Below are 18,588 nucleotides of genomic sequence, written 5' to 3' on the forward strand. Positions count from 1 at the left end.
ATGGCAGGACGATACGCACCATCACCAAGCGGCGACCTTCACTTCGGCAACCTCCGCACAGCACTGCTGGCCTGGTTGTTTGCCAGGTCCGAAGGCAAAAAATTCCTCATGCGGGTTGAAGACATCGATGAACAACGCTCATCACGCGAATCCGCCGAAAGTCAACTCGCGGACCTGTCAGCGCTGGGACTTGAGTGGGACGGCGAGGTGCTCTACCAATCCACACGCTACGACGCCTACCGCGCAGCATTAGAAAAACTCGACACCTACGAGTGTTATTGCTCGCGCCGGGACATCCAAGAAGCCTCGCGGGCTCCGCATGTAGCTCCGGGGGTGTATCCGGGAACGTGTAGGGATTTTGGGGAGGAGGAGCGCGTCGAAAAGCGGGCAAGCTTGGCTGCTCAAAACCGCCACCCTGCCATCCGCCTGCGCGCGCAGGTGTCGTCTTTTGATTTTTATGACCGACTTCGCGGGCCACAAACCGGGCCTGTGGATGATTTTATTTTGCTTCGCGGTGGCCAAGAACCCGGCTGGGCGTACAACTTAGCAGTCGTGGTCGATGATGCCTTTCAAGGAGTTGACCAGGTAGTTCGTGGCGATGACCTGCTTGATTCCGCCGCGCGCCAAGCCTACCTCGGCTCGCTGCTGGGTGTGGCTGCCCCCGAATACATCCACGTGCCGCTCGTGCTCAACGCCCACGGCCAGCGCCTCGCTAAACGCGACGGGGCGGTCACGCTTAAAGAAATGCTTATCGACGCCCCCCTCCACACCATTTTCTCTCGCCTCGCATCATCGCTCGGCTACGAGGGGGTAAATTCTGCACCCCAATTGTTGGAAATTTTCGATCCCACAACCCTAAGCCGGGAGCCATTTATTTACTGAGCATTCTGAGGTGGAGCCATGCCATCTGGAGGAGTCATGCCGCCGGGACCTCCCTGACCACCGGGACCTCCTTGGCCTCCACTTGGCATGTTCATGGACTGATTCTGCTCCGTCGTTGGATCAATCGGCACATCAATCGAGGCGATAAAACCGCTGGTTGCATCGCCGGTGAGGTTAGCCATCTGCTGATCCCAGCCATCAGAAAAGACATTGTCAGTATCCAGAGAAATGTCATTCAAGTTGGTCAAGGAATTTCCATACACATCAAGTGCATACACCGATGCTGCTGATGCTTCATCCAAAGCAATCTGCGACGTCAAAATGTTGTTTGTGGAATCCGTGATGCTGTCTCGATCAGGGAACACCTCGAAATGAATATGTACCCACCGGCCCGCATAACAACCAGGGAAAATGGTATCGAAAGTGACCTGACCATACTTATCGGCAATCTGCACACCACGTAAATAGGTCTCATCTTCCAGCTCAGAGTCGTACATTGAATATCGACCCGGCGCGTCACAGTGCCACACGTATACCGCAGCACCCTCCATTGGCTGATTGTTGTTGCTCATGTCCAAAAGGGTCATGGTCAACGTCAATGGCACACCCTCGGCCACGGTGTCAGAATCGATCGACTTGGTGATGTCCTGGCGTTCCACCCCCGAAATTTCCAACACATCCGGACCATTGGAACCATCGCCAGGGTATGGGCCAGCAGTCTCGGAGTTCATCTCAGTCAAGGTCTCTGCTGCAGCCGAAGTTGCTGAGGTTGCACTCGACGTGCTGGATGCGGATGAGGAACCAGAAGGCGCACAAGCAGCAAGTGCCACACCAGCACCACCGACACCGATGAATCCCAAAACCTTCCTCCGGGAGAAAACGGTCCCTAGATCAAATCCCAATCCCTGATCTTCCAGATCCTCGGACTGGTTGGGAAGTACCCTGCCTTCAAATTGACGCAACTGCTCAGCCATGACTTTTCTAGCCTTTCAAGTTCGGATGTTTACGCTGATAGGAACATGCTAAGCCTGTTGTCTGAATGGTCCCTGAATGCTTGCTGTATTGATTTCTCTAGATTTTCGCCAATTGACCTCTTGGCTGAATGGGATTTTGGGAGCCTCTGTGAGAAAGGTGCGTGAGCTGTCATTTAGGTAGGGGGCTTTTGGGATTGTGCTGTTGTCGGCTGGTGCCGTTTGTGGGCTATTTAAGGGGTCGGAAATTTGGGATGGGTGTTTATGTCACTGTCGGTCTAAAGAGCTCTTACAGGCGATTCTGGAAGGGCACTTTTCCGACGGTTCGTGGTGAGATTTTGCGCGGCGCCAGAGAGGCCAAACATACGTGACAAGAATCTTCAAAAATCCAAATTTTTTGACACGTATGTTTGGTTTGCGTGATCTTAAACCGGACAGGCGTGCCAAAGATTCTGGAAAATCGAAAATCTTGTCATGTGTGTCTGATTTTTAAAAGTCCACCGCACGGTCGGGCCCAAGGTGTGGGTAAAACCGGAGCGTGAAACCCCGAGCAAGCCTGCCGGTTTCACATTAGCCACATCTGTCACAGTGGAAGACGTTCAAGAACGCACAGTCCTAAGCCCTCAACCCAAGACGTGAAAAAACCAGCTTCCCACCGAAGTGAGAAGCTGGTTTAGTTTGCGGAGGATAGGGGATTTGAACCCCTGAGGGATTGCTCCCAACCCGCGTTCCAGGCGAGCGACATAGGCCGCTAGTCGAATCCTCCAGCTAGAACGGCTGCAACGCATGGCTGCTTTGTTCTGGGAATTAGATTACACAAAAGTCGTTTAGAAATTCAAATCCGCTCGCAGTTGGCGTTTTCTGTGGGTGTTCCGCTAGAGTTATGCGCAGGATCCCGTGCGGCGTTTATCTTGTGAACTCCCCCAGGGCAGGAATGCAGCAAGGGTCAGCGAGCTCTGACGGGTGCGCGGGATCCCCTAAAACGTCTAGAGTAGTGGCTTGAGGTCACTGCTCTTTTTTTGTGCCCTTTTTTGGTCCGTCTATTTTGCCACCACATGCGGAGGTACGCAGTTATGAGTTCAGTTTCGCTGCAGGATTTTGATGCAGAGCGAATTGGTTTGTTCCACGAGGACATCAAGCGCAAGTTTGATGAGCTCAAGTCAAAAAATCTGAAGCTGGATCTTACTCGCGGTAAGCCTTCGTCGGAGCAGTTGGATTTCGCTGATGAGTTGTTGGCGTTGCCTGGTAAGGATGATTTCAAGGCTGCGGATGGTACGGATGTCCGCAACTATGGCGGTCTGGATGGCATCGTTGATATTCGCCAGATTTGGGCGGATTTGCTGGGTGTTCCTGTGGATCAGGTGTTGGCTGGTGATGCGTCGAGTTTGAACATCATGTTTGATGTGATCAGTTGGTCGTACATTTTCGGTAACAATGATTCGGTTCAGCCTTGGTTGAAGGAAGAAACCGTTAAGTGGATTTGCCCTGTTCCTGGCTATGATCGTCACTTCTCCATCACGGAGCGTTTCGGCTTTGAGATGATTTCTGTGCCTATGAACGAAGACGGCCCTGATATGGATGCTGTTGAGGAATTGGTGAAGGATCCGCAGGTTAAGGGCATGTGGGTTGTGCCGGTGTTTTCTAACCCGACTGGTTTCACGGTGACAGAAGACGTCGCAAAGCGTCTAAGCGCAATGGAAACCGCAGCTCCGGACTTCCGCGTTGTGTGGGACAATGCCTACGCCGTTCATACGCTGACCGAGGAATTCCCTGAGGTTATCGATATCGTCGGGCTTGGTGAGGCCGCTGGTAACCCGAACCGTTTCTGGGCGTTTACCTCTACTTCTAAGATCACTTTTGCTGGTGCGGGTGTGTCGTTCTTCCTTACCTCGGCGGAGAACCGCAAGTGGTACACCGGCCATGCGGGTATCCGTGGAATTGGCCCAAACAAGGTTAATCAGTTGGCGCATGCACGTTACTTCGGTGATGCAGAAGGTGTGCGTGCGGTGATGCGTAAGCATGCTGCGTCGTTGGCTCCGAAGTTCAATAAGGTGTTGGAGATCCTCGATACCCGTCTTTCTGAGTTTGGTGTGGCGCAGTGGACTGTTCCTGCTGGCGGTTACTTCATTTCCTTGGATGTGGTTCCTGGTACGGCGTCTCGCGTGGCGGAGTTGGCTAAGGAAGCCGGCATCGCGCTGACCGGTGCGGGTTCGTCTTTCCCACTACGCCAGGATCCAGAGAACAAGAATCTACGTTTGGCACCGTCACTGCCTCCAGTTGAAGAACTCGAGGTGGCGATGGACGGCGTGGCTACCTGTGTATTGTTGGCGGCAGCGGAGCATTACGCTAACTAAAAGTGAATACAGCGGAGACAGCACATTGGATTAACCGTCTGCTTCCCGGGACACCGGAATTCCACCAGGTTGGCGCGTTTAAAGTGGCAGGTTACACGCTTGAGGATGAATCAATTGCGTGTTCTGTCGATTTCGGGCGCGTCAACACTGGGCTGGTCACAGAGGGAGGCGCGGAAACGGTCGATGTGCGCAGCGAGATTTTGTGCCTGGCTAGGGCAGAGGTGTCAGTGCCGGGGCGCGCCGTCGGCGCTGCTGCAACAATGCTTCTCGACGCCTCCCTCTCCTTCAAATCCGCCCCCGATTCCAGTGTCACTCCCATGCATGCCCAACCAGGGCAGATCCTTCCTGGTGTGGGCATCATGGCGAATCTTCCCCAGCAGGGCTATTCAGTAGTTCACGGAATTTTGGCGGATCCCCGCATTTGGGGACCTGAGATTCCCTATGTCCGCGAAGAAGCAGGGCAGGTCAATGTGGAAGCTCCCGATGAAGCTGGAGACCTTGCCAGATTGACGTTGCCCCTGCAGCTTATTTTGCTGACTGAGGAAGAGTTCGCCTATGCAATGAGCAACGGCAGTGATGTGTTGTTCCAGCATATGGCGGAGCAAAATGTTGATCTTCTGGATCTGAAACGTTAAAACGGTAGGCTCAATTCCGTGGCTTTGTATAGCAAGTATCGACCGGCAAGTTTTGGTGAGCTAGTAGGGCAGTCGCAAGTTACTGATCCTTTGTCCGCGGCTCTGGATAGCGGACGCATCAATCACGCCTACCTATTTTCAGGGCCGCGTGGTTGTGGCAAGACATCGTCGGCACGTATTCTTGCTCGTTCACTGAACTGCGTGGAAGGGCCTACCTCCACGCCGTGTGGGGTGTGTAATTCTTGTGTGGCGTTAGCTCCTGGGGGGCCTGGAACCCTCGATGTCACAGAGCTTGATGCCGCGAGTAACAACGGTGTCGATGACATGCGTGAACTGCGTGAACGCGCCAACTATGCTCCAGCGGAATCTCGCTATCGCGTATTTATCATCGACGAAGCCCACATGATTTCCAATCAGGGCTTCAACGCGTTGCTGAAAATTGTTGAAGAGCCACCAGCCCACCTGATTTTCATCTTCGCCACCACTGAGCCGGACAAAATGATCGGCACCATCCGATCACGCACCCACAATTATCCTTTCCGTCTGCTCACCCCGGGTGACATGCGTAAAGTGCTCAAAAACGCAGTCGACGGCGAAGGCGTTCACGTTGATGATTCCGTCTACCCCTTGGTCATCCGCGCGGGTGGCGGCAGTCCCCGCGACAGCCTGTCCATCCTGGACCAGCTGATTGCAGGCTCAGGCCCAGAGGGCTTAACGTACGAGCGCGCCTTGCCGCTGCTCGGTGTCACAAGCTTCACGCTTATTGACGATTCCATCCACGCCCTCGCCGCCAAAGACAACGCCAGCATGTTCACGACCATCGATAACGTCATTGAAGAAGGCCTGGAACCTCGCCGATTCACCATCGACCTTCTTGATCGTCTCCGTGATCTCATGGTTCTTCAAGCAGTCCCGGAAGCCATCAACTTAGGTCTTGTCGACGCCCCCACCGACCGCGCCGAAGCCCTCCTTCAACAATCCACCCTGTTCAAAGGCAATGAACTAGCCAACCTTGCCTCCATGGTGAACTCCGGCCTTGACGATATGCGCGGCGCCACCTCACCACGCCTACTCTTAGAAATCCTCTGCGCTCGTTTGCTGCTCGCCGGCAATACTGTCGTTGTACCGCAGCAATCCGAAGCCGCTCCAGCTGCAGCCGGTGGACTCACAGGCGCTGCAGCTGCACGCGCGAAAGCTCGCGGATACGGGCAAAAGAAACCAGCTCCTGAACCTGCGCCGGAACCAGCTCCTGAACCTGCGCCGGAACCAGTCGTGGAAACTCCGCCGACACCGGCACCCGAACCTGCACCGACACCAGCACCTACCCCGGAGCCGGTTGCGGAGGTGCGGGAGGAAAGCGTCGAAAAGCAGCCTGAAAGCGGTGATGTCCTAGAGACAATTCGAAACCGCTGGTCGCAGCTGCGCAGTGCTGTGGGTAAGCAAAGTGTGCGTACAGAAATCATGCTGACTGAGGCACGTGTGCTGGGGCTTCGTGGCGATACGCTTGTTCTCGGACACAGCACTGGTGCGTTGGCTGCGCGCCTCAACGCCGCTGATCACAACGGCATTTTGGTCAAAGTGCTCGCCGAAGAAACCGGCCAGCAACTAAAAGTCGAATGCATCGTGGGCACCAACCCGACCGATGCGGGATTCACTGCGCAACCACCTGTGCAGAAAAACACCTGGAATCCTAATCACACGTCCAAGCCTGCCTCGACTGCGCCGGCTGCACCTGCTTCGCCCGCGCCTGCCCAACAGCAAAAGCCTGAATCTGCGCCCGTCGAGCCAGAGGAGCCTGAGAGTCCGACTGAATCTGCCAGAGGATGGGGCCAACCAGTAAAAATTGGGGGCCCGGCACCTGAACCTGTTGCTCCGGTTGCCCCAGTTGCTCCGGCTGCTCCGGTCGTGCCACCGACCCCAACGGAGAAGCCCTCCTGGAAGGAACGCGCCCAGCAAGCAGCAGCGAATGCGGCTCAGCAACGACAAGCTCGACAGGGAAGCTCAGAGCCCTTCGAGCGCGGCGTACCTTTGCCACCGGAACCTGACCTGCCACCAGATCCTTATGGCTACGCGCCAGATGAAGGCATCCCAGAAAACCAGGGATACCAACAGCCGCCTGAGCCGTCGTCTGTGCAGTCGGAACCGGCACCTGCGCCCGTCGTGGAGTCCGCGCCTGTGCAGCCTGTTGCGCAGCCCGTTGTACAGCAGCCAGAGCCTGAGCCACTGTCTGAAGAAGAACAACTGATTCGGGAAGCAGATGAAGAACCAGGCCAGATGGATCGGCGTGATGCAAAAACCATCGCGATGGAACTTCTCGCCCAAGAGCTCGGCGCGAAACCTTTGTAAGCGCCGTTTGTAAGCGCCGTTTGTAAGCCGAGAGCGAACCTGCCAAAAGTAACAAGACAGGTTCGCTTCGACGTCGGTAGGATCGGGCACAAGAAACCAACAAACTTTATTTAGGAGCCACATTCATGTCACAGCCAGATATGTCCCAGATCCTCGCGCAAGCACAGCAGATGCAGGCACAGCTTCAGGCAGCTCAGCAGGAAATCCTGGCAACCACCGTCGTCGGAAACGCTGGTAACGGCCTAGTTACCGTCACCATGGCCGGCAATGGTGAAGTTTCTGCAGTCACCGTCGACCCAAAGGTTGTTGACCCTGATGATGTAGAAACCCTCCAGGACCTTCTCCTCGGCGCGTTCAAAGACGCTCACACTAAGGTCGCTAACGTGGCAGAAGAGAAGATGGGCCCACTATCCCAGGGCATGGGTGGCCTGTTCTAAATACTCCTAAAATGCAGCGCCGGGTTCTGATGAGCCCGGCTTTTGTCATGTATGCGATACTGTTCTTTGTCCATTTTTTCGTCCAGATAGGTTGTGTAAGACGTGTTTGAAGGCCCACTCCAGGATCTCATCGACGAACTTTCTCGTCTCCCAGGCGTCGGCCCCAAAAGCGCGCAACGCATCGCATTTCACCTGCTCAATGTAGATCCCATGGACATCACCCGCCTCCAGGAAGCACTCGGAAGCGTCCGCGATGGCGTTCAATTCTGCCGCATTTGCTGCAACATTTCCCGCGAAGAAGTCTGCCGCATCTGCTCCGACTCCGGCCGCGACGGCGGAACCATCTGCGTCGTCGAAGAACCCAAAGATATCCAAGTCATCGAGCGCACCGGCGAATTCTCCGGCCGCTACCACGTCCTCGGCGGCGCCCTTGACCCGCTGGCCAACATCGGCCCCCGCGAACTCAACATTTCCACCCTCCTGCAGCGCATCGGCGGCGTCCTGCCCGACCGCGAGCTCGCAGACTCGACGCCCGAAAATAAGCTTTTCGACGCCACCCCCAACGTCCACGAGGTCATCCTCGCCACCGACCCCAACACCGAAGGCGAAGCTACCGCCTCCTACTTAGCCCGCCTCCTCAAAGATTTCCCGAACTTGGTAGTTTCCCGACTAGCCTCCGGAATGCCTTTGGGCGGCGACCTCGAATTCGTCGACGAACTCACCCTCTCCCGAGCATTGAGCGGCCGCCTGCAGATCTAACCCCTCCTTTTGCGGGCCGGCTTTTGGTTGAAGCGGCCCGTTCGGTGCGGGAGGTCTGCCTTGTTTGGTACGTGGTGTACGTAAGTGGGCGGGTTTGAGGCTGGAGTGGTCAGTTCTGCAAAGAAGCTTGCCTTGTTTTGCACGCGGTGAACGCAACAGGGCAGATTGCTGCTCTGAATCGTCCGTTTGAAGAGTTAACTTGCCTTGTTTCGCACACGGGTGAACGTAAGTGGGCGATCTTCACTCTGAAATGGTCTGTTCCGCAATGGAGTTCGCCTTGTTTGGTACGCAGGTGAACACAACAGGGCAGATTGCTGATCTGAATCGTCAGTTCGGCGGGGAAGTCTGCCTTGTTTGGTACGTGGTGTACGTAAGTGGGCGGGTTTGAGGCTGGAGTGGTCAGTTCTGCAAAGAAGCTTGCCTTGTTTTGCACACGGTGAACGCAACAGGGCAGATTGCTGCTCTGAATCGTCCGTTTGAAGAGTTAACTTGCCTTGTTTCGCACACGGTGAACACAAGTAGGCGATCTTCACTCTGAAATGGTCTGTTCCGCAATGGAGTTCGCCTTGTTTGGTACGCAGGTGAACACAACAGGGCAGATTGCTGATCTGAATCGTCAGTTCGGCGGGGAAGTCTGCCTTGTTTGGTACGCGGTGTACGTAAGTGGGCGGGTTTGAGGCTGGAATGGTCTCTTCGGTCGGGAAGTTTGCCCTGTTTCGCACAAAGGGCGGTGAACACAACAGGGCGAACTAGAGCTCTGAACGGACAGTTTGAAGAGCTAACTTGCCTTGTTTCGCACACGGCGGGGCGACCACAAGTAGTCCAGCTTCACCTCGAAACGGTCCATTCGGTGGGGAAGGTCGCCTCGTTTGGTGCGCAGGTGAAAAACCGGGCCTTCTCAAAATGAAAAGACCCGGTCTAGAAGGGGTTAGGCCAGTCGTTCGGCGCGGAGGCGGTCGATGACGTCGATGTCCAAAGGTGCCAATTCCTTTAATGCCATGCCCATAGCTTTGGCGAGGAGAAGGTCGGCGAGTTGTGGGTTTCGGGCAAGGGCAGGTCCGTGCATGTAGGTGGCAATGAGGCTTCCTTGGACTGCGCCTTCGGCGAATTGTTGGCGTTCGTCGTCGGAGTTTTCGGAAGCTGCCCAGATGTCGGTGTTGCCTTCGCCGCGGACTACTCGGCCGAGGGGTTCGGCGTCGGGGCCAAGGAGGGTGGCGCCCATGTGGTTTTCGAAGCCGGTGAGTCGTTCGGTGAGTTCGGAGGTGAAACCGGCGCGGGTGGGTGTGGTTTCGACTTCACCGATGGCGCGTTTTTGTAAGGAGACGGTGGTGGCGTCGAGAAGCCCGAGACCGTCGACGATTCGGCCGGCGGCGCGGAAGGAATCGCCGAGTACCTGGAGACCTGCGCAGACTGCGAAGATGGGGCGACCGGCTGCGGCGGCGGTTTGGAGTCCGTTGTGTTTGGTGAGATGCTCGGTGGCAAGGATTTGTGCGGTGTCTTCGCCGCCGCCGAGGCAGTAGATGTCGAGGTTGGAGGGGACAGCGTCGTCGAGGGTGATGCGTTCAATTTCAGCGGAGATGCCGCGCATGCGGGCGCGTTGGCGAAGGACTAGGGCGTTGCCGTCGTCGCCGTATGTGCCAAGAACGTCGGGGAGGACGAGGCCGATATTTAGGGTGGTCATTAGTTTTCGGTCCCTTTCTCCAGGGCTTTTTTCAGGTCGCGGAATGCGGTGTAGTTGGCTAGGACTTCGATGCGGCCGGAAGGGCAGGCGGCGATGGCGTCGACGGGGTTGGAGATGAGTTCGTGGTCGATTTCTGCGTAGGTGAGTCGGACGGCTAGGTCGGTGCCGCGTTCACCGGAGGCTTTGACAGAGAGGTGTTCGAAGTCTTCGAAACGAACGTCCCAGAGCCAGGAGAGGTCTTCACCGTCGGCGACTTGACCATTGACTGCGATCACGAGGCCGTCGGCGGTGCGGTCAACCATGGACAGTGCTTCTTGCCAGCCTGCGGGGTTTTTGGCGAGAAGGAGGTGTACTTTGTGGTCTCCGATGTTGATGGTGGAGTAGCGGCCAGCAACGTTGTTGACGGAGTTGACGGCCGGTAGCGCGGAGGAGACGGGCACGTTGAATACGGTGGCTGCGGCGATGGCTTGGGCTGCGTTGCCGCGGTTGGCTTGACCTGGGAGGTTGAGGTCTAAAGCGAGGTCGCCGGATGGGGAGTGGATGGTATCTCCGTCGACTTCCCAGGAGGGGGTGGGGCGGGCGAAGGTCCGGCCGTCGAGAAGCGTCTTTTGGGCGCTCCAGTGGCGTCCGTCGTGGAGGATGCGGGATTCGGTGCGTGGGCAGGTGACGGATTCACCTTGCCAGCCGGTGCCGGCGCCGACCCAGATGACGTTTTCGGCGTCGAAAGCCACGGAGGTGACAAGGACATCGTCGCAGTTGGCGATGACGGTCATCTCAGGCCGCGAGCGCACGGCATCGCGTAGGACGCGTTCGATTTTGTTGATTTCGCCCACGCGGTCAAGCTGGTCGCGCGACAGGTTGAGCAGGACAAGCGCGTCGGGTTTGAGGCGCTCAATGGCGGCGGGAACGTGCAGCTCATCGACCTCGAGGACCACGTGCGAGGCGTTTCGGCCGGCAAGAAGAGCTGAGATGATGCCGGCGTCCATGTTGTCGCCGCCTTCATTGGTGGCAACGGTGTAAGTGCTGCGCATCGCGGCGGCCAACATGCGGGTGGTGGTGGATTTGCCGTTGGTGCCGGTAACGAGCACTGTTGGGCGGTTGTTGATGAGGTTGGACATGATGTCCGGATCTACCTTGCTGGCCACTAGGCCGCCGATCATTCCGCCGGAGCCACGACCTGTGGCTTTGGATGCGGATGTCGCAACTTTTGCTGAGACGATGGCGGCAGCGCTGCGTAAACGGCGTAGGGGTGCAGGCAGTGAAAGCTTCATGAAGAATGAGTCTAGTGAAACAGTCGCCTCTAACGCTTTTCGACGTCCACTTTCTTTCCTTCTTTTACCCTTTTAACAGCTGCTAAGAAGGCAACATCTGAAAGCAGCGGAATTCCTTTGCGTTGGGCGTGCATGGCTTTGCCGTCGATGTCGCGGGTTTGATTGCACACCACCACTGAGGTTTGCCGAGTCAGCTTCTCAGAATAGGACAAATCCGCATCGACGCACGCTTGGATAATGATGTCCGGATCCATCTCAATTTCCGGCGCGACCACCACTTCCATCCCAGCGATCAGCGTTTTGCCCGGCTCATACGGACCAGGGTTGACCAGCGTTGGCGTAGCTTCCTGCGCCTGCACCCGGATGATCGAGCGCTGTAAACCGAACTTGTCGGCACGCAAGGATTGCGGATCGATTTCCGCCAGCGGCCCCGTCTCCTTCAGGGCTCCATAAAGCCGTGCCACCAGCAACGTTTCTTCACGGCACAGTTCACGGTGCGGTACCTGCGCGCGGGCCACCGAGGCTTGTGCTGCAGGCGCCTCAATGCCCAAGGTGGCTGCCACGCCCCGGGTTCGGACGTCGTCTAAAACAATTGCTTGTCGACGCGCCGATGCAAGCGTATCGACGATCACCAGCGGCTTCGGGATGTGCCCCACGCGCTGCCTGCGGCGTCCGCGACCCCCACGGCGATTCCCACGATTGTTATTACGATTGGCCCGCGCAGCATCATTCATAGCGCGCTTGGCTTCGGAGACAATAAAACCCCAGCTCCGTGCAGCATTATGAATAAGGAGGGTGCGCCCATCGATGAGGCGATCCAAGCTTTTCAAGATCTGCCCAAACCTTTTGGCGCCAGCGAACTCTTCCTCGGTCACACCATGAAGATGGAAAGGACCGGGATCAGTTTTGGAATCCAATACCGCATGGAATGTTTCCACCGGCTCCAAACGAGGAGACAATGTCACCAGATCAATGGTGATCATGCGTGAAGTGGACGGATGAATGCCACTTGATTGGATGGTTACGGAAACATAAGGAGCCGCCTCGATAGCTTGTTGGCGTTCAGCTTCGATTTTTGCGGCGTGATCTTGCGACTCCTGAGTAGTGCTCATTTTTATCACTCTAGTTGTTTGGTGAGTTTTCACAGCATTTCTAGGCATGCAAATGGTAGTTGATGGTTGTAGATGACCAAATCCATAGGAGGCCCCGAGCATTTTCGGTCACCTGGTGAAGAAAGGTTTAGAAAACTGATGGCTGCGTGCCCTGTTTGCGTAATTTCATGAGTGGAAGACGCCGAGACCAAACCAGGAGACCCAGAAATCACGTTTTTGAAGTTTTTGGGTCTCCTGGTTTGGTGTATCGCGCTGAATACCAAACGTGGAGACCCAACTTTCGGATTTTTGAGGATTTTGGGTCTCCTGGTTTGGTCGGGTTCAAAAATTGCCCCTGACCTGCAAAGGTCACACCTCCCCAGCAGCACTTCTAACGGGTCTTGAGGGCCTCGTGCATACAAACACTCATCTGAAAAACTCGAGGCCTGAAACGGGCTTTAAATGCGTTTCCTGCACGAAGCCGGCGGCAAGAGTTTTCAACAACTTGAAAAATTCTTGCCGCCGGTGTGGTTGCCTTAGGGGGAGGCGTCGAAAAGCAAAATCTTTTTAGACGCCGCCAGCCAGGACAGTTTCGTGGTTGACATCCAGTGCGCGGTTAACGGCGGAGGTTACGGCTTTCAGGGAAGCGTAGGTGATCGACCCTGCGATGCCGACACCCCAAACCTTGCGGCCATTGACCTCAGCCAGGACATAAGCTGCTGCTTCTGCATCGTCGCCGGAGGTGCGGGCGTGCTGGCTGTATTCCTGGATTTCCACGTCGATGTTCAGCTTCTCCAGCGCGTTAGCGTAGGCAGCCAGAGGGCCATTTCCGTGGCCGTCGACGGTGATGTCTTGGCCGTTGTGGATCAGCTCAGCGGTGATGGAGGCATCTTCGTTTTCGGTTTGAGCGTTTTCCACACGCAGCGCAATCTGCTCGACTGGGGCGGTGCGATCCAGGTATTCGGTGGCGAAGATATCCCACATTGCCTTGGAGTTGACTTCGCCGCCTTCAGCGTCGGTGACGTTTTGTACAACTGCGGAGAACTCAACCTGCATGGAGCGAGGGATCTGCAGACCGTGGTCGGTCTTCATGATGTAGGCAACGCCACCCTTGCCGGACTGGGAGTTTACGCGGATCACGGCTTCGTAGTCGCGACCGACATCCTTTGGATCGATGGGCAGGTATGGAACCTCCCATTCGGTGTCGCGCAGCTGTTCCCAAGAAACGTCGGTGGAGTTTGCTCCTGGCTGGACCTTGGCGGCCATGGCGTCCAGACCCTTGTTTACTGCGTCTTGGTGAGAGCCGGAGAACGCGGTGAAGACCAGGTCGCCGCCGTATGGGTGGCGCTCAGGAACGCGCAGCTGGTTGCAGTATTCCACGGTGCTGCGGATTTGGCGGATGTCGGTGAAGTCCAGCTGAGGATCAACGCCCTGGGTCAGCATGTTCAGCGCCAGGGTGACCAGGCAGACGTTACCGGTGCGTTCACCGTTGCCGAACAGGCAGCCTTCGATGCGGTCTGCGCCTGCCATGTAGCCCAGTTCAGCTGCAGCAACGCCGGTGCCGCGGTCGTTGTGTGGGTGCAGGGACAGGATGATGGAATCGCGACGGTTCAGGTTGCGGTGCATCCATTCGATGGAGTCTGCATAAACGTTGGGGGTGATCATCTCAACGGTGGAAGGCAGGTTGATGATGATGGGGTTTTCAGGAGTTGGATCCATGACGTCTACCACGGCGTCGACAACTTCCTTGGCGTATGCAACCTCGGTGCCGGTGTAGGACTCAGGGGAGTACTGCCAACGCCAGTTGGTGTCTGGGTAGTCCTGCGCGATGGTCTTGATCAGTTCAGCGGCATCGGTGGCCAGCTTCTTTACCTGATCCTTGTCCATGCGGAACACAACGTTGCGCTGCAGGATGGACGTGGAGTTGTAGAAGTGCACAATAACGTTCTTGGCGCCTTCACATGCCTCAAAGGTACGGCGAATCAGGTGCTCACGAGCCTGAACCAGGACCTGAATGGTGACATCGTCAGGAATCATATCCTTTTCAATGATCTCACGCACGAAATCAAAGTCAGTCTGCGAAGCGGACGGGAAACCGACCTCAATTTCCTTAAAGCCCATCTGAACCAGCAGCTCAAACATGCGGCGCTTGCGTTCAGGTGACATCGGATCAATCAGGGCCTGGTTGCCATCGCGCAGGTCCACGGCGCACCACTGAGGTGCGACGGTGATTTTCTTATCTGGCCAGGTGCGGTCAGGCAGGGAGATGTCTTCTACCTCAACCTCAAAAGGCATGTAGCGCTTAACTGGCATGGAGGAGCCACGCTGTTTATTCCATGCTGGCTGGCCTTCATTGCGAGGCCCAACTGGGGTTTCGATCTTGGCAGGTGCGGAGATGAATGCGTCATTAGGGGACATGGTGTTCAACCTTCTTAAAAAGTTTTGTGTGGGTCCACGACCGGCAACACTAAACTCCGCGACGGGATGCCGGCCGTGTTAAGACCTCTGGGACCCGCCGCGGCGAAGAAGAAGTAGATTCGCACGCGAAGTCATGTGGTGAAGCATACATCAAGATTGTGGCGTGGGTAGCAATTAGGGGGAGAAAAGCATTAAAAAATGCTTTTCGACGCCCCGTTTCACCTGCATACAGCAGCCGGGGGTAGCGTTTAGTTGCTGTTATTTTTTAGCTGTCGCCGGCATTGTTCTGGTGCGCGACAGTGCAATGGTGGAAATAATCATTACTAATAAAGCAATGCCCATTGCGATCCACTCCCAGTCCACTACTTGGAATTTTTCCCCCAGAACCAAATAGCCCAAACTAAAGGCAACGATTGGTTCAGCAATTGTCATCGCAGGTAGAGATTTTTGGAGTTCGCCGGCATTGAAAGAGTATTGCTGCACGATGGTGCCCAGCAATGCAGTGAGAATAAGGCCGTAACCTTCCCAGTTGAAAATTAATCCGGAAATGCCCTGGTGCACAAAAATATCTACGGCTGCCTTAGACATCACCGCGACATAGCCAAACAGTGCACCGGTAATCAGCCCTAAAATCAGTGCTCTGTCTTTTTTTAAGATGTATTGCGCAACAAGCCACATGCCACCCATGACTGCAACCCCAGTGAGAAGGGCAGGAATCCACCGATCAAGTGGCGGGTGAGGGTTTCCAGGCAAAGGTCTGCCCAACACAATCATGATTCCAACGGCAATAGTAAGAAGTGTTGCCCAAGAAATTTCAGTTTTGCGTAAGCGATATCCGTTGAAACGCGCCGAAAGCGGCAAAGTGAACATGAGGGACAAAACAAGCACCGGCTGCACCACGAGCAGTGTGCCAAAACCCAAAGCAACAGTCTGTAAGAAATAAGCCAACATCGCGGTACTCATGCCAGCCCACCACATTGGAGTCATGAGTGCATTGAGCAAAGGTGAGCTTCGAAGTGAGCCATCTTTTGGGGTGCGGAGTGCGATCCGGTGCCGAACGACGGTACCCCACGCGATTGTTAAAGCCGATGCTAAGGCGAAAAGCACGGCGAGCAGATTGCTTTGCACTTGATACAGGGTAATGGACTAGTACAGTGCGTGCGAAGTTGCTCAGGTACCTTTTGGTGCAAAAACTACTCTCGAGTATCAAGATGCGGGCCATGGGGCAAGGTCTATCCCATGGGCTGAGACGTGCTCGTTAAACTCCCAAGTGAAGTCTCAGGGATGAAAAACCGAAAGAAAACACTCCTCCGGCTAGGTCGACGCAGTTTATAAAGGTAGAGTTGTTCGAGTAACTGTCAGCACGTTGATCGAAAGGTGCACAAAGGTGGCCCTGGTCGTACAGAAATATGGCGGTTCCTCGCTCGAGAGTGCGGAACGCATCAGGAACGTTGCTGAACGGATCGTTGCCACCAAGAAGGCTGGAAATGATGTTGTGGTTGTCTGCTCCGCAATGGGAGACACCACAGATGAACTTCTAGATCTTGCGGCCGCAGTGAACCCCGTTCCGCCAGCGCGTGAAATGGATATGCTCCTAACTGCTGGTGAGCGTATCTCCAACGCGCTCGTCGCCATGGCTATTGAATCCCTGGGTGCAGAGGCTCAGTCCTTTACTGGCTCCCAGGCCGGAGTGCTCACCACTGAGCGCCACGGAAATGCTCGCATTGTGGATGTCACGCCTGGTCGTGTGCGCGAAGCACTCGATGAAGGAAAAATCTGCATCGTCGCTGGTTTCCAGGGTGTAAATAAAGAAACCCGCGATGTCACCACTTTGGGTCGTGGTGGATCAGACACCACTGCAGTTGCTTTGGCAGCCGCACTAAACGCCGATGTGTGTGAGATTTACTCAGATGTGGACGGTGTATACACCGCCGACCCACGCATTGTCCCCAATGCACAGAAGCTGGAAAAGCTCAGCTTTGAGGAAATGCTGGAACTTGCTGCAGTTGGCTCAAAGATCTTGGTCCTGCGCAGTGTTGAATACGCCCGTGCATTTAATGTGCCACTGCGCGTACGCTCGTCATATAGCAATGATCCCGGCACCCTAATTGCCGGCTCGATGGAGGATATTCCTGTGGAAGAAGCAGTCCTTACCGGTGTCGCAACCGACAAGTCCGAAGCCAAAGTTACCGTTTTGGGTATTTCCGATAAGCCAGGCGAAGCAGCCAAGGTGTTCCGCGCGCTAGCTGATGCAGAGATCAACATTGATATGGTCTTGCAGAATGTGTCCTCTGTTGAAGACGGCACCACCGACATCACCTTTACCTGCCCACGTTCCGATGGACGCCATGCAATGGAGATTCTGAAGAAGCTTCAGGTGCAGGGCAACTGGAGCAACGTGCTTTACGACGACCAGGTAGGCAAAGTCTCCCTCGTGGGAGCTGGCATGAAGTCCCACCCAGGTGTCACCGCAGAATTCATGGAAGCACTGCGCGATGTCAACGTGAACATCGAATTGATTTCCACCTCTGAGATCCGCATTTCCGTGCTGATCCGCGAAGACGATCTGGATGCTGCTGCACGTGCACTGCACGAGAAGTTCCAGCTTGGTGGCGAAGAAGAAGCCGTCGTTTACGCAGGCACCGGACGTTAAAGTTTTTTAAGGAGTAGTTTTTCATGACCACCATCGCAGTTGTTGGTGCAACCGGCCAGGTCGGCCAGGTTATGCGCAACCTGTTAGAGGAGCGCGATTTCCCAGCAGATGCTGTTCGTTTCTTTGCTTCACCACGCTCTGCTGGCCGCACGATTGAATTTCGTGGCGCCGAAATCGAGGTAGAAGACGTTACCCAGGCAACTGAAGAATCCCTCAAGGGCATTGATGTTGCACTGTTTTCTGCAGGCGGTACTGCATCTAAGCAGTACGCTCCACTGTTTGCAGCTGCAGGAGCAACAGTCGTGGACAACTCTTCAGCATGGCGCAAGGACGATGAGGTTCCTCTGATTGTCTCTGAGGTTAACCCTTCTGAGAAGGATTCCCTGGCCAAGGGCATTATTGCCAACCCGAACTGCACTACCATGGCTGCGATGCCAGTGCTCAAGCCACTGCATGACGTCGCTGGTCTAGTAAAACTGCACGTGTCCTCTTACCAGGCTGTATCAGGTTCCGGCCTAGCTGGCGTGGAGACCTTGGCAAAGCAGGTCTCTGCAGTTGGCGATCACAACGTTGAATTCGTTCATGACGGACAAGCAGCTGACACAGGCGATTTTGGACCTTATGTTTCACCAATCGCCTACAACGTCCTGCCCTTTGCTGGCAACCTCGTTGACGACGGTACCTTTGAAACCGACGAAGAGCAGAAGCTGCGCAACGAATCCCGCAAGATCTTAGGCCTTCCAGACCTTAAAGTTTCAGGCACCTGCGTCCGCGTGCCGGTCTTCACCGGCCACACGCTGACCATTCACGCCGAATTCGAGCAGCCAATCACCGTTGAGCAGGCGCAGGAAATCTTGGGTGCCGCTTCAGGCGTTAAGCTTGTCGACGTCCCAACCCCACTTGCCGCAGCCGGCATCGATGAATCCCTCGTCGGTCGAATCCGCCAGGATTCCACCGTCGACGACAACCGAGGCCTCGTTCTCGTCGTCTCTGGCGACAACCTCCGCAAGGGTGCTGCGCTAAACACCATTCAGATTGCTGAGCTGCTGGTTAAGTAAAAACCTGCCGCTAAAAACCCCGCTTGAGTGCT

Annotated in this window: 14 protein-coding genes, 1 tRNA gene and 1 other RNA gene; 9 read left to right on the forward strand and 7 right to left on the reverse strand. The window is 55.6% G+C overall.

Annotated features, from left to right (window positions below):
• A complete protein-coding gene (gene gluQRS / locus N24_RS01855; RefSeq protein ID WP_096453819.1) occupies positions 1 to 882 on the forward strand; it encodes a tRNA glutamyl-Q(34) synthetase GluQRS in 882 nt (293 codons plus the stop codon).
• On the opposite strand, the gene N24_RS01860 is transcribed toward gluQRS, so the two are convergent.
• Entirely contained in the window at positions 876 to 1,856 is a 981-nt protein-coding gene (locus N24_RS01860; RefSeq protein WP_096453821.1) for an intradiol ring-cleavage dioxygenase, read from the reverse strand. The two genes, gluQRS and N24_RS01860, sit on opposite strands and share 7 nt — an antisense overlap.
• A gap of 678 nt (positions 1,857 to 2,534) precedes the next feature.
• A tRNA-Ser gene (locus N24_RS01865) sits at positions 2,535 to 2,619 on the reverse strand.
• 120 nt (positions 2,620 to 2,739) lie between these two features.
• Here N24_RS01865 and ffs point away from each other — a divergent pair.
• The 6 genes from ffs to N24_RS01895 all read left to right on the forward strand — a co-directional run bounded on the left by ffs (position 2,740) and on the right by N24_RS01895 (position 8,384).
• Positions 2,740 to 2,836: signal recognition particle sRNA small type (gene ffs, locus N24_RS01870), an RNA gene on the forward strand.
• 72 nt (positions 2,837 to 2,908) lie between these two features.
• Positions 2,909 to 4,207, forward strand: a complete 1,299-nt coding sequence (locus N24_RS01875; protein ID WP_231910822.1) for an aminotransferase class I/II-fold pyridoxal phosphate-dependent enzyme — start codon at positions 2,909 to 2,911, stop codon at positions 4,205 to 4,207.
• A 2-nt stretch (positions 4,208 to 4,209) separates the two neighbouring features.
• Positions 4,210 to 4,842 (forward strand): suppressor of fused domain protein, encoded by a 633-nt coding sequence (locus N24_RS01880; protein ID WP_167381990.1) that lies wholly within the window; start codon positions 4,210 to 4,212, stop codon positions 4,840 to 4,842.
• A gap of 18 nt (positions 4,843 to 4,860) precedes the next feature.
• A complete protein-coding gene (locus tag N24_RS01885) occupies positions 4,861 to 7,188 on the forward strand; it encodes a DNA polymerase III subunit gamma and tau (RefSeq protein WP_096453825.1) in 2,328 nt (775 codons plus the stop codon).
• 125 nt (positions 7,189 to 7,313) lie between these two features.
• On the forward strand, positions 7,314 to 7,625 hold the full coding sequence (locus N24_RS01890; protein WP_096453827.1) for a YbaB/EbfC family nucleoid-associated protein: 312 nt from the start codon (positions 7,314 to 7,316) through the stop codon (positions 7,623 to 7,625).
• A 102-nt stretch (positions 7,626 to 7,727) separates the two neighbouring features.
• Positions 7,728 to 8,384 (forward strand): recombination mediator RecR, encoded by a 657-nt coding sequence (locus N24_RS01895; protein WP_096453829.1) that lies wholly within the window; start codon positions 7,728 to 7,730, stop codon positions 8,382 to 8,384.
• A 928-nt stretch (positions 8,385 to 9,312) separates the two neighbouring features.
• Here N24_RS01895 and N24_RS01900 read toward each other — a convergent pair.
• The 5 genes from N24_RS01900 to N24_RS01920 form a co-directional block, all read right to left on the reverse strand.
• Positions 9,313 to 10,065, reverse strand: coding sequence for a type 1 glutamine amidotransferase (locus tag N24_RS01900; protein ID WP_096453831.1), 753 nt, complete (start codon positions 10,063 to 10,065; stop codon positions 9,313 to 9,315).
• Entirely contained in the window at positions 10,065 to 11,336 is a 1,272-nt protein-coding gene (locus tag N24_RS01905; RefSeq protein ID WP_096453833.1) for a Mur ligase family protein, read from the reverse strand. The genes N24_RS01900 and N24_RS01905 overlap by 1 nt, the downstream gene beginning before the upstream one ends.
• A 29-nt stretch (positions 11,337 to 11,365) precedes the next feature.
• Complete coding sequence (locus N24_RS01910) at positions 11,366 to 12,448, reverse strand: DNA polymerase III subunit epsilon (protein WP_231910823.1); 1,083 nt, start codon at positions 12,446 to 12,448, stop codon at positions 11,366 to 11,368.
• A gap of 546 nt (positions 12,449 to 12,994) precedes the next feature.
• On the reverse strand, positions 12,995 to 14,845 hold the full coding sequence (gene leuA, locus N24_RS01915) for a 2-isopropylmalate synthase (RefSeq protein ID WP_167381991.1): 1,851 nt from the start codon (positions 14,843 to 14,845) through the stop codon (positions 12,995 to 12,997).
• Positions 14,846 to 15,103: 258 nt separating this feature from the next.
• The gene (locus N24_RS01920; protein ID WP_096453837.1) at positions 15,104 to 15,973 is read right to left on the reverse strand and encodes a DMT family transporter; all 870 of its coding nucleotides are present in this window, start codon (positions 15,971 to 15,973) and stop codon (positions 15,104 to 15,106) included.
• Between the two features lie 259 nt (positions 15,974 to 16,232).
• On the opposite strand from N24_RS01920, the gene N24_RS01925 reads away from it, so the two are divergent.
• Together N24_RS01925 and N24_RS01930 are read left to right on the forward strand one after the other, a co-directional pair.
• The gene (locus N24_RS01925; RefSeq protein WP_096453839.1) at positions 16,233 to 17,498 is read left to right on the forward strand and encodes an aspartate kinase; all 1,266 of its coding nucleotides are present in this window, start codon (positions 16,233 to 16,235) and stop codon (positions 17,496 to 17,498) included.
• Between the two features lie 23 nt (positions 17,499 to 17,521).
• Complete coding sequence (locus N24_RS01930; RefSeq protein ID WP_096453841.1) at positions 17,522 to 18,556, forward strand: aspartate-semialdehyde dehydrogenase; 1,035 nt, start codon at positions 17,522 to 17,524, stop codon at positions 18,554 to 18,556.
• The last annotated feature ends 32 nt before the right edge of the window (positions 18,557 to 18,588 follow it).

Origin of the sequence: Corynebacterium suranareeae (assembly GCF_002355155.1) — a bacterium.
Lineage (GTDB): Bacteria > Actinomycetota > Actinomycetes > Mycobacteriales > Mycobacteriaceae > Corynebacterium > Corynebacterium suranareeae.

Bases quoted from the DNA above. Each gene is read 5' to 3' on its own strand.
- gluQRS (WP_096453819.1), top strand. From the start codon at position 1: ATGGCAGGACGATACGCACCATCACCAAGCGGCGACCTTCACTTCGGC.
- N24_RS01860 (WP_096453821.1), bottom strand. From the start codon at position 1,856: ATGGCTGAGCAGTTGCGTCAATTTGAAGGCAGGGTACTTCCCAACCAG.
- N24_RS01875 (WP_231910822.1), top strand. From the start codon at position 2,909: ATGCGGAGGTACGCAGTTATGAGTTCAGTTTCGCTGCAGGATTTTGAT.
- N24_RS01890 (WP_096453827.1), top strand. From the start codon at position 7,314: ATGTCACAGCCAGATATGTCCCAGATCCTCGCGCAAGCACAGCAGATG.
- N24_RS01900 (WP_096453831.1), bottom strand. From the start codon at position 10,065: ATGACCACCCTAAATATCGGCCTCGTCCTCCCCGACGTTCTTGGCACA.
- N24_RS01905 (WP_096453833.1), bottom strand. From the start codon at position 11,336: ATGAAGCTTTCACTGCCTGCACCCCTACGCCGTTTACGCAGCGCTGCC.
- N24_RS01910 (WP_231910823.1), bottom strand. From the start codon at position 12,448: ATGAGCACTACTCAGGAGTCGCAAGATCACGCCGCAAAAATCGAAGCT.
- leuA (WP_167381991.1), bottom strand. From the start codon at position 14,845: ATGTCCCCTAATGACGCATTCATCTCCGCACCTGCCAAGATCGAAACC.
- N24_RS01930 (WP_096453841.1), top strand. From the start codon at position 17,522: ATGACCACCATCGCAGTTGTTGGTGCAACCGGCCAGGTCGGCCAGGTT.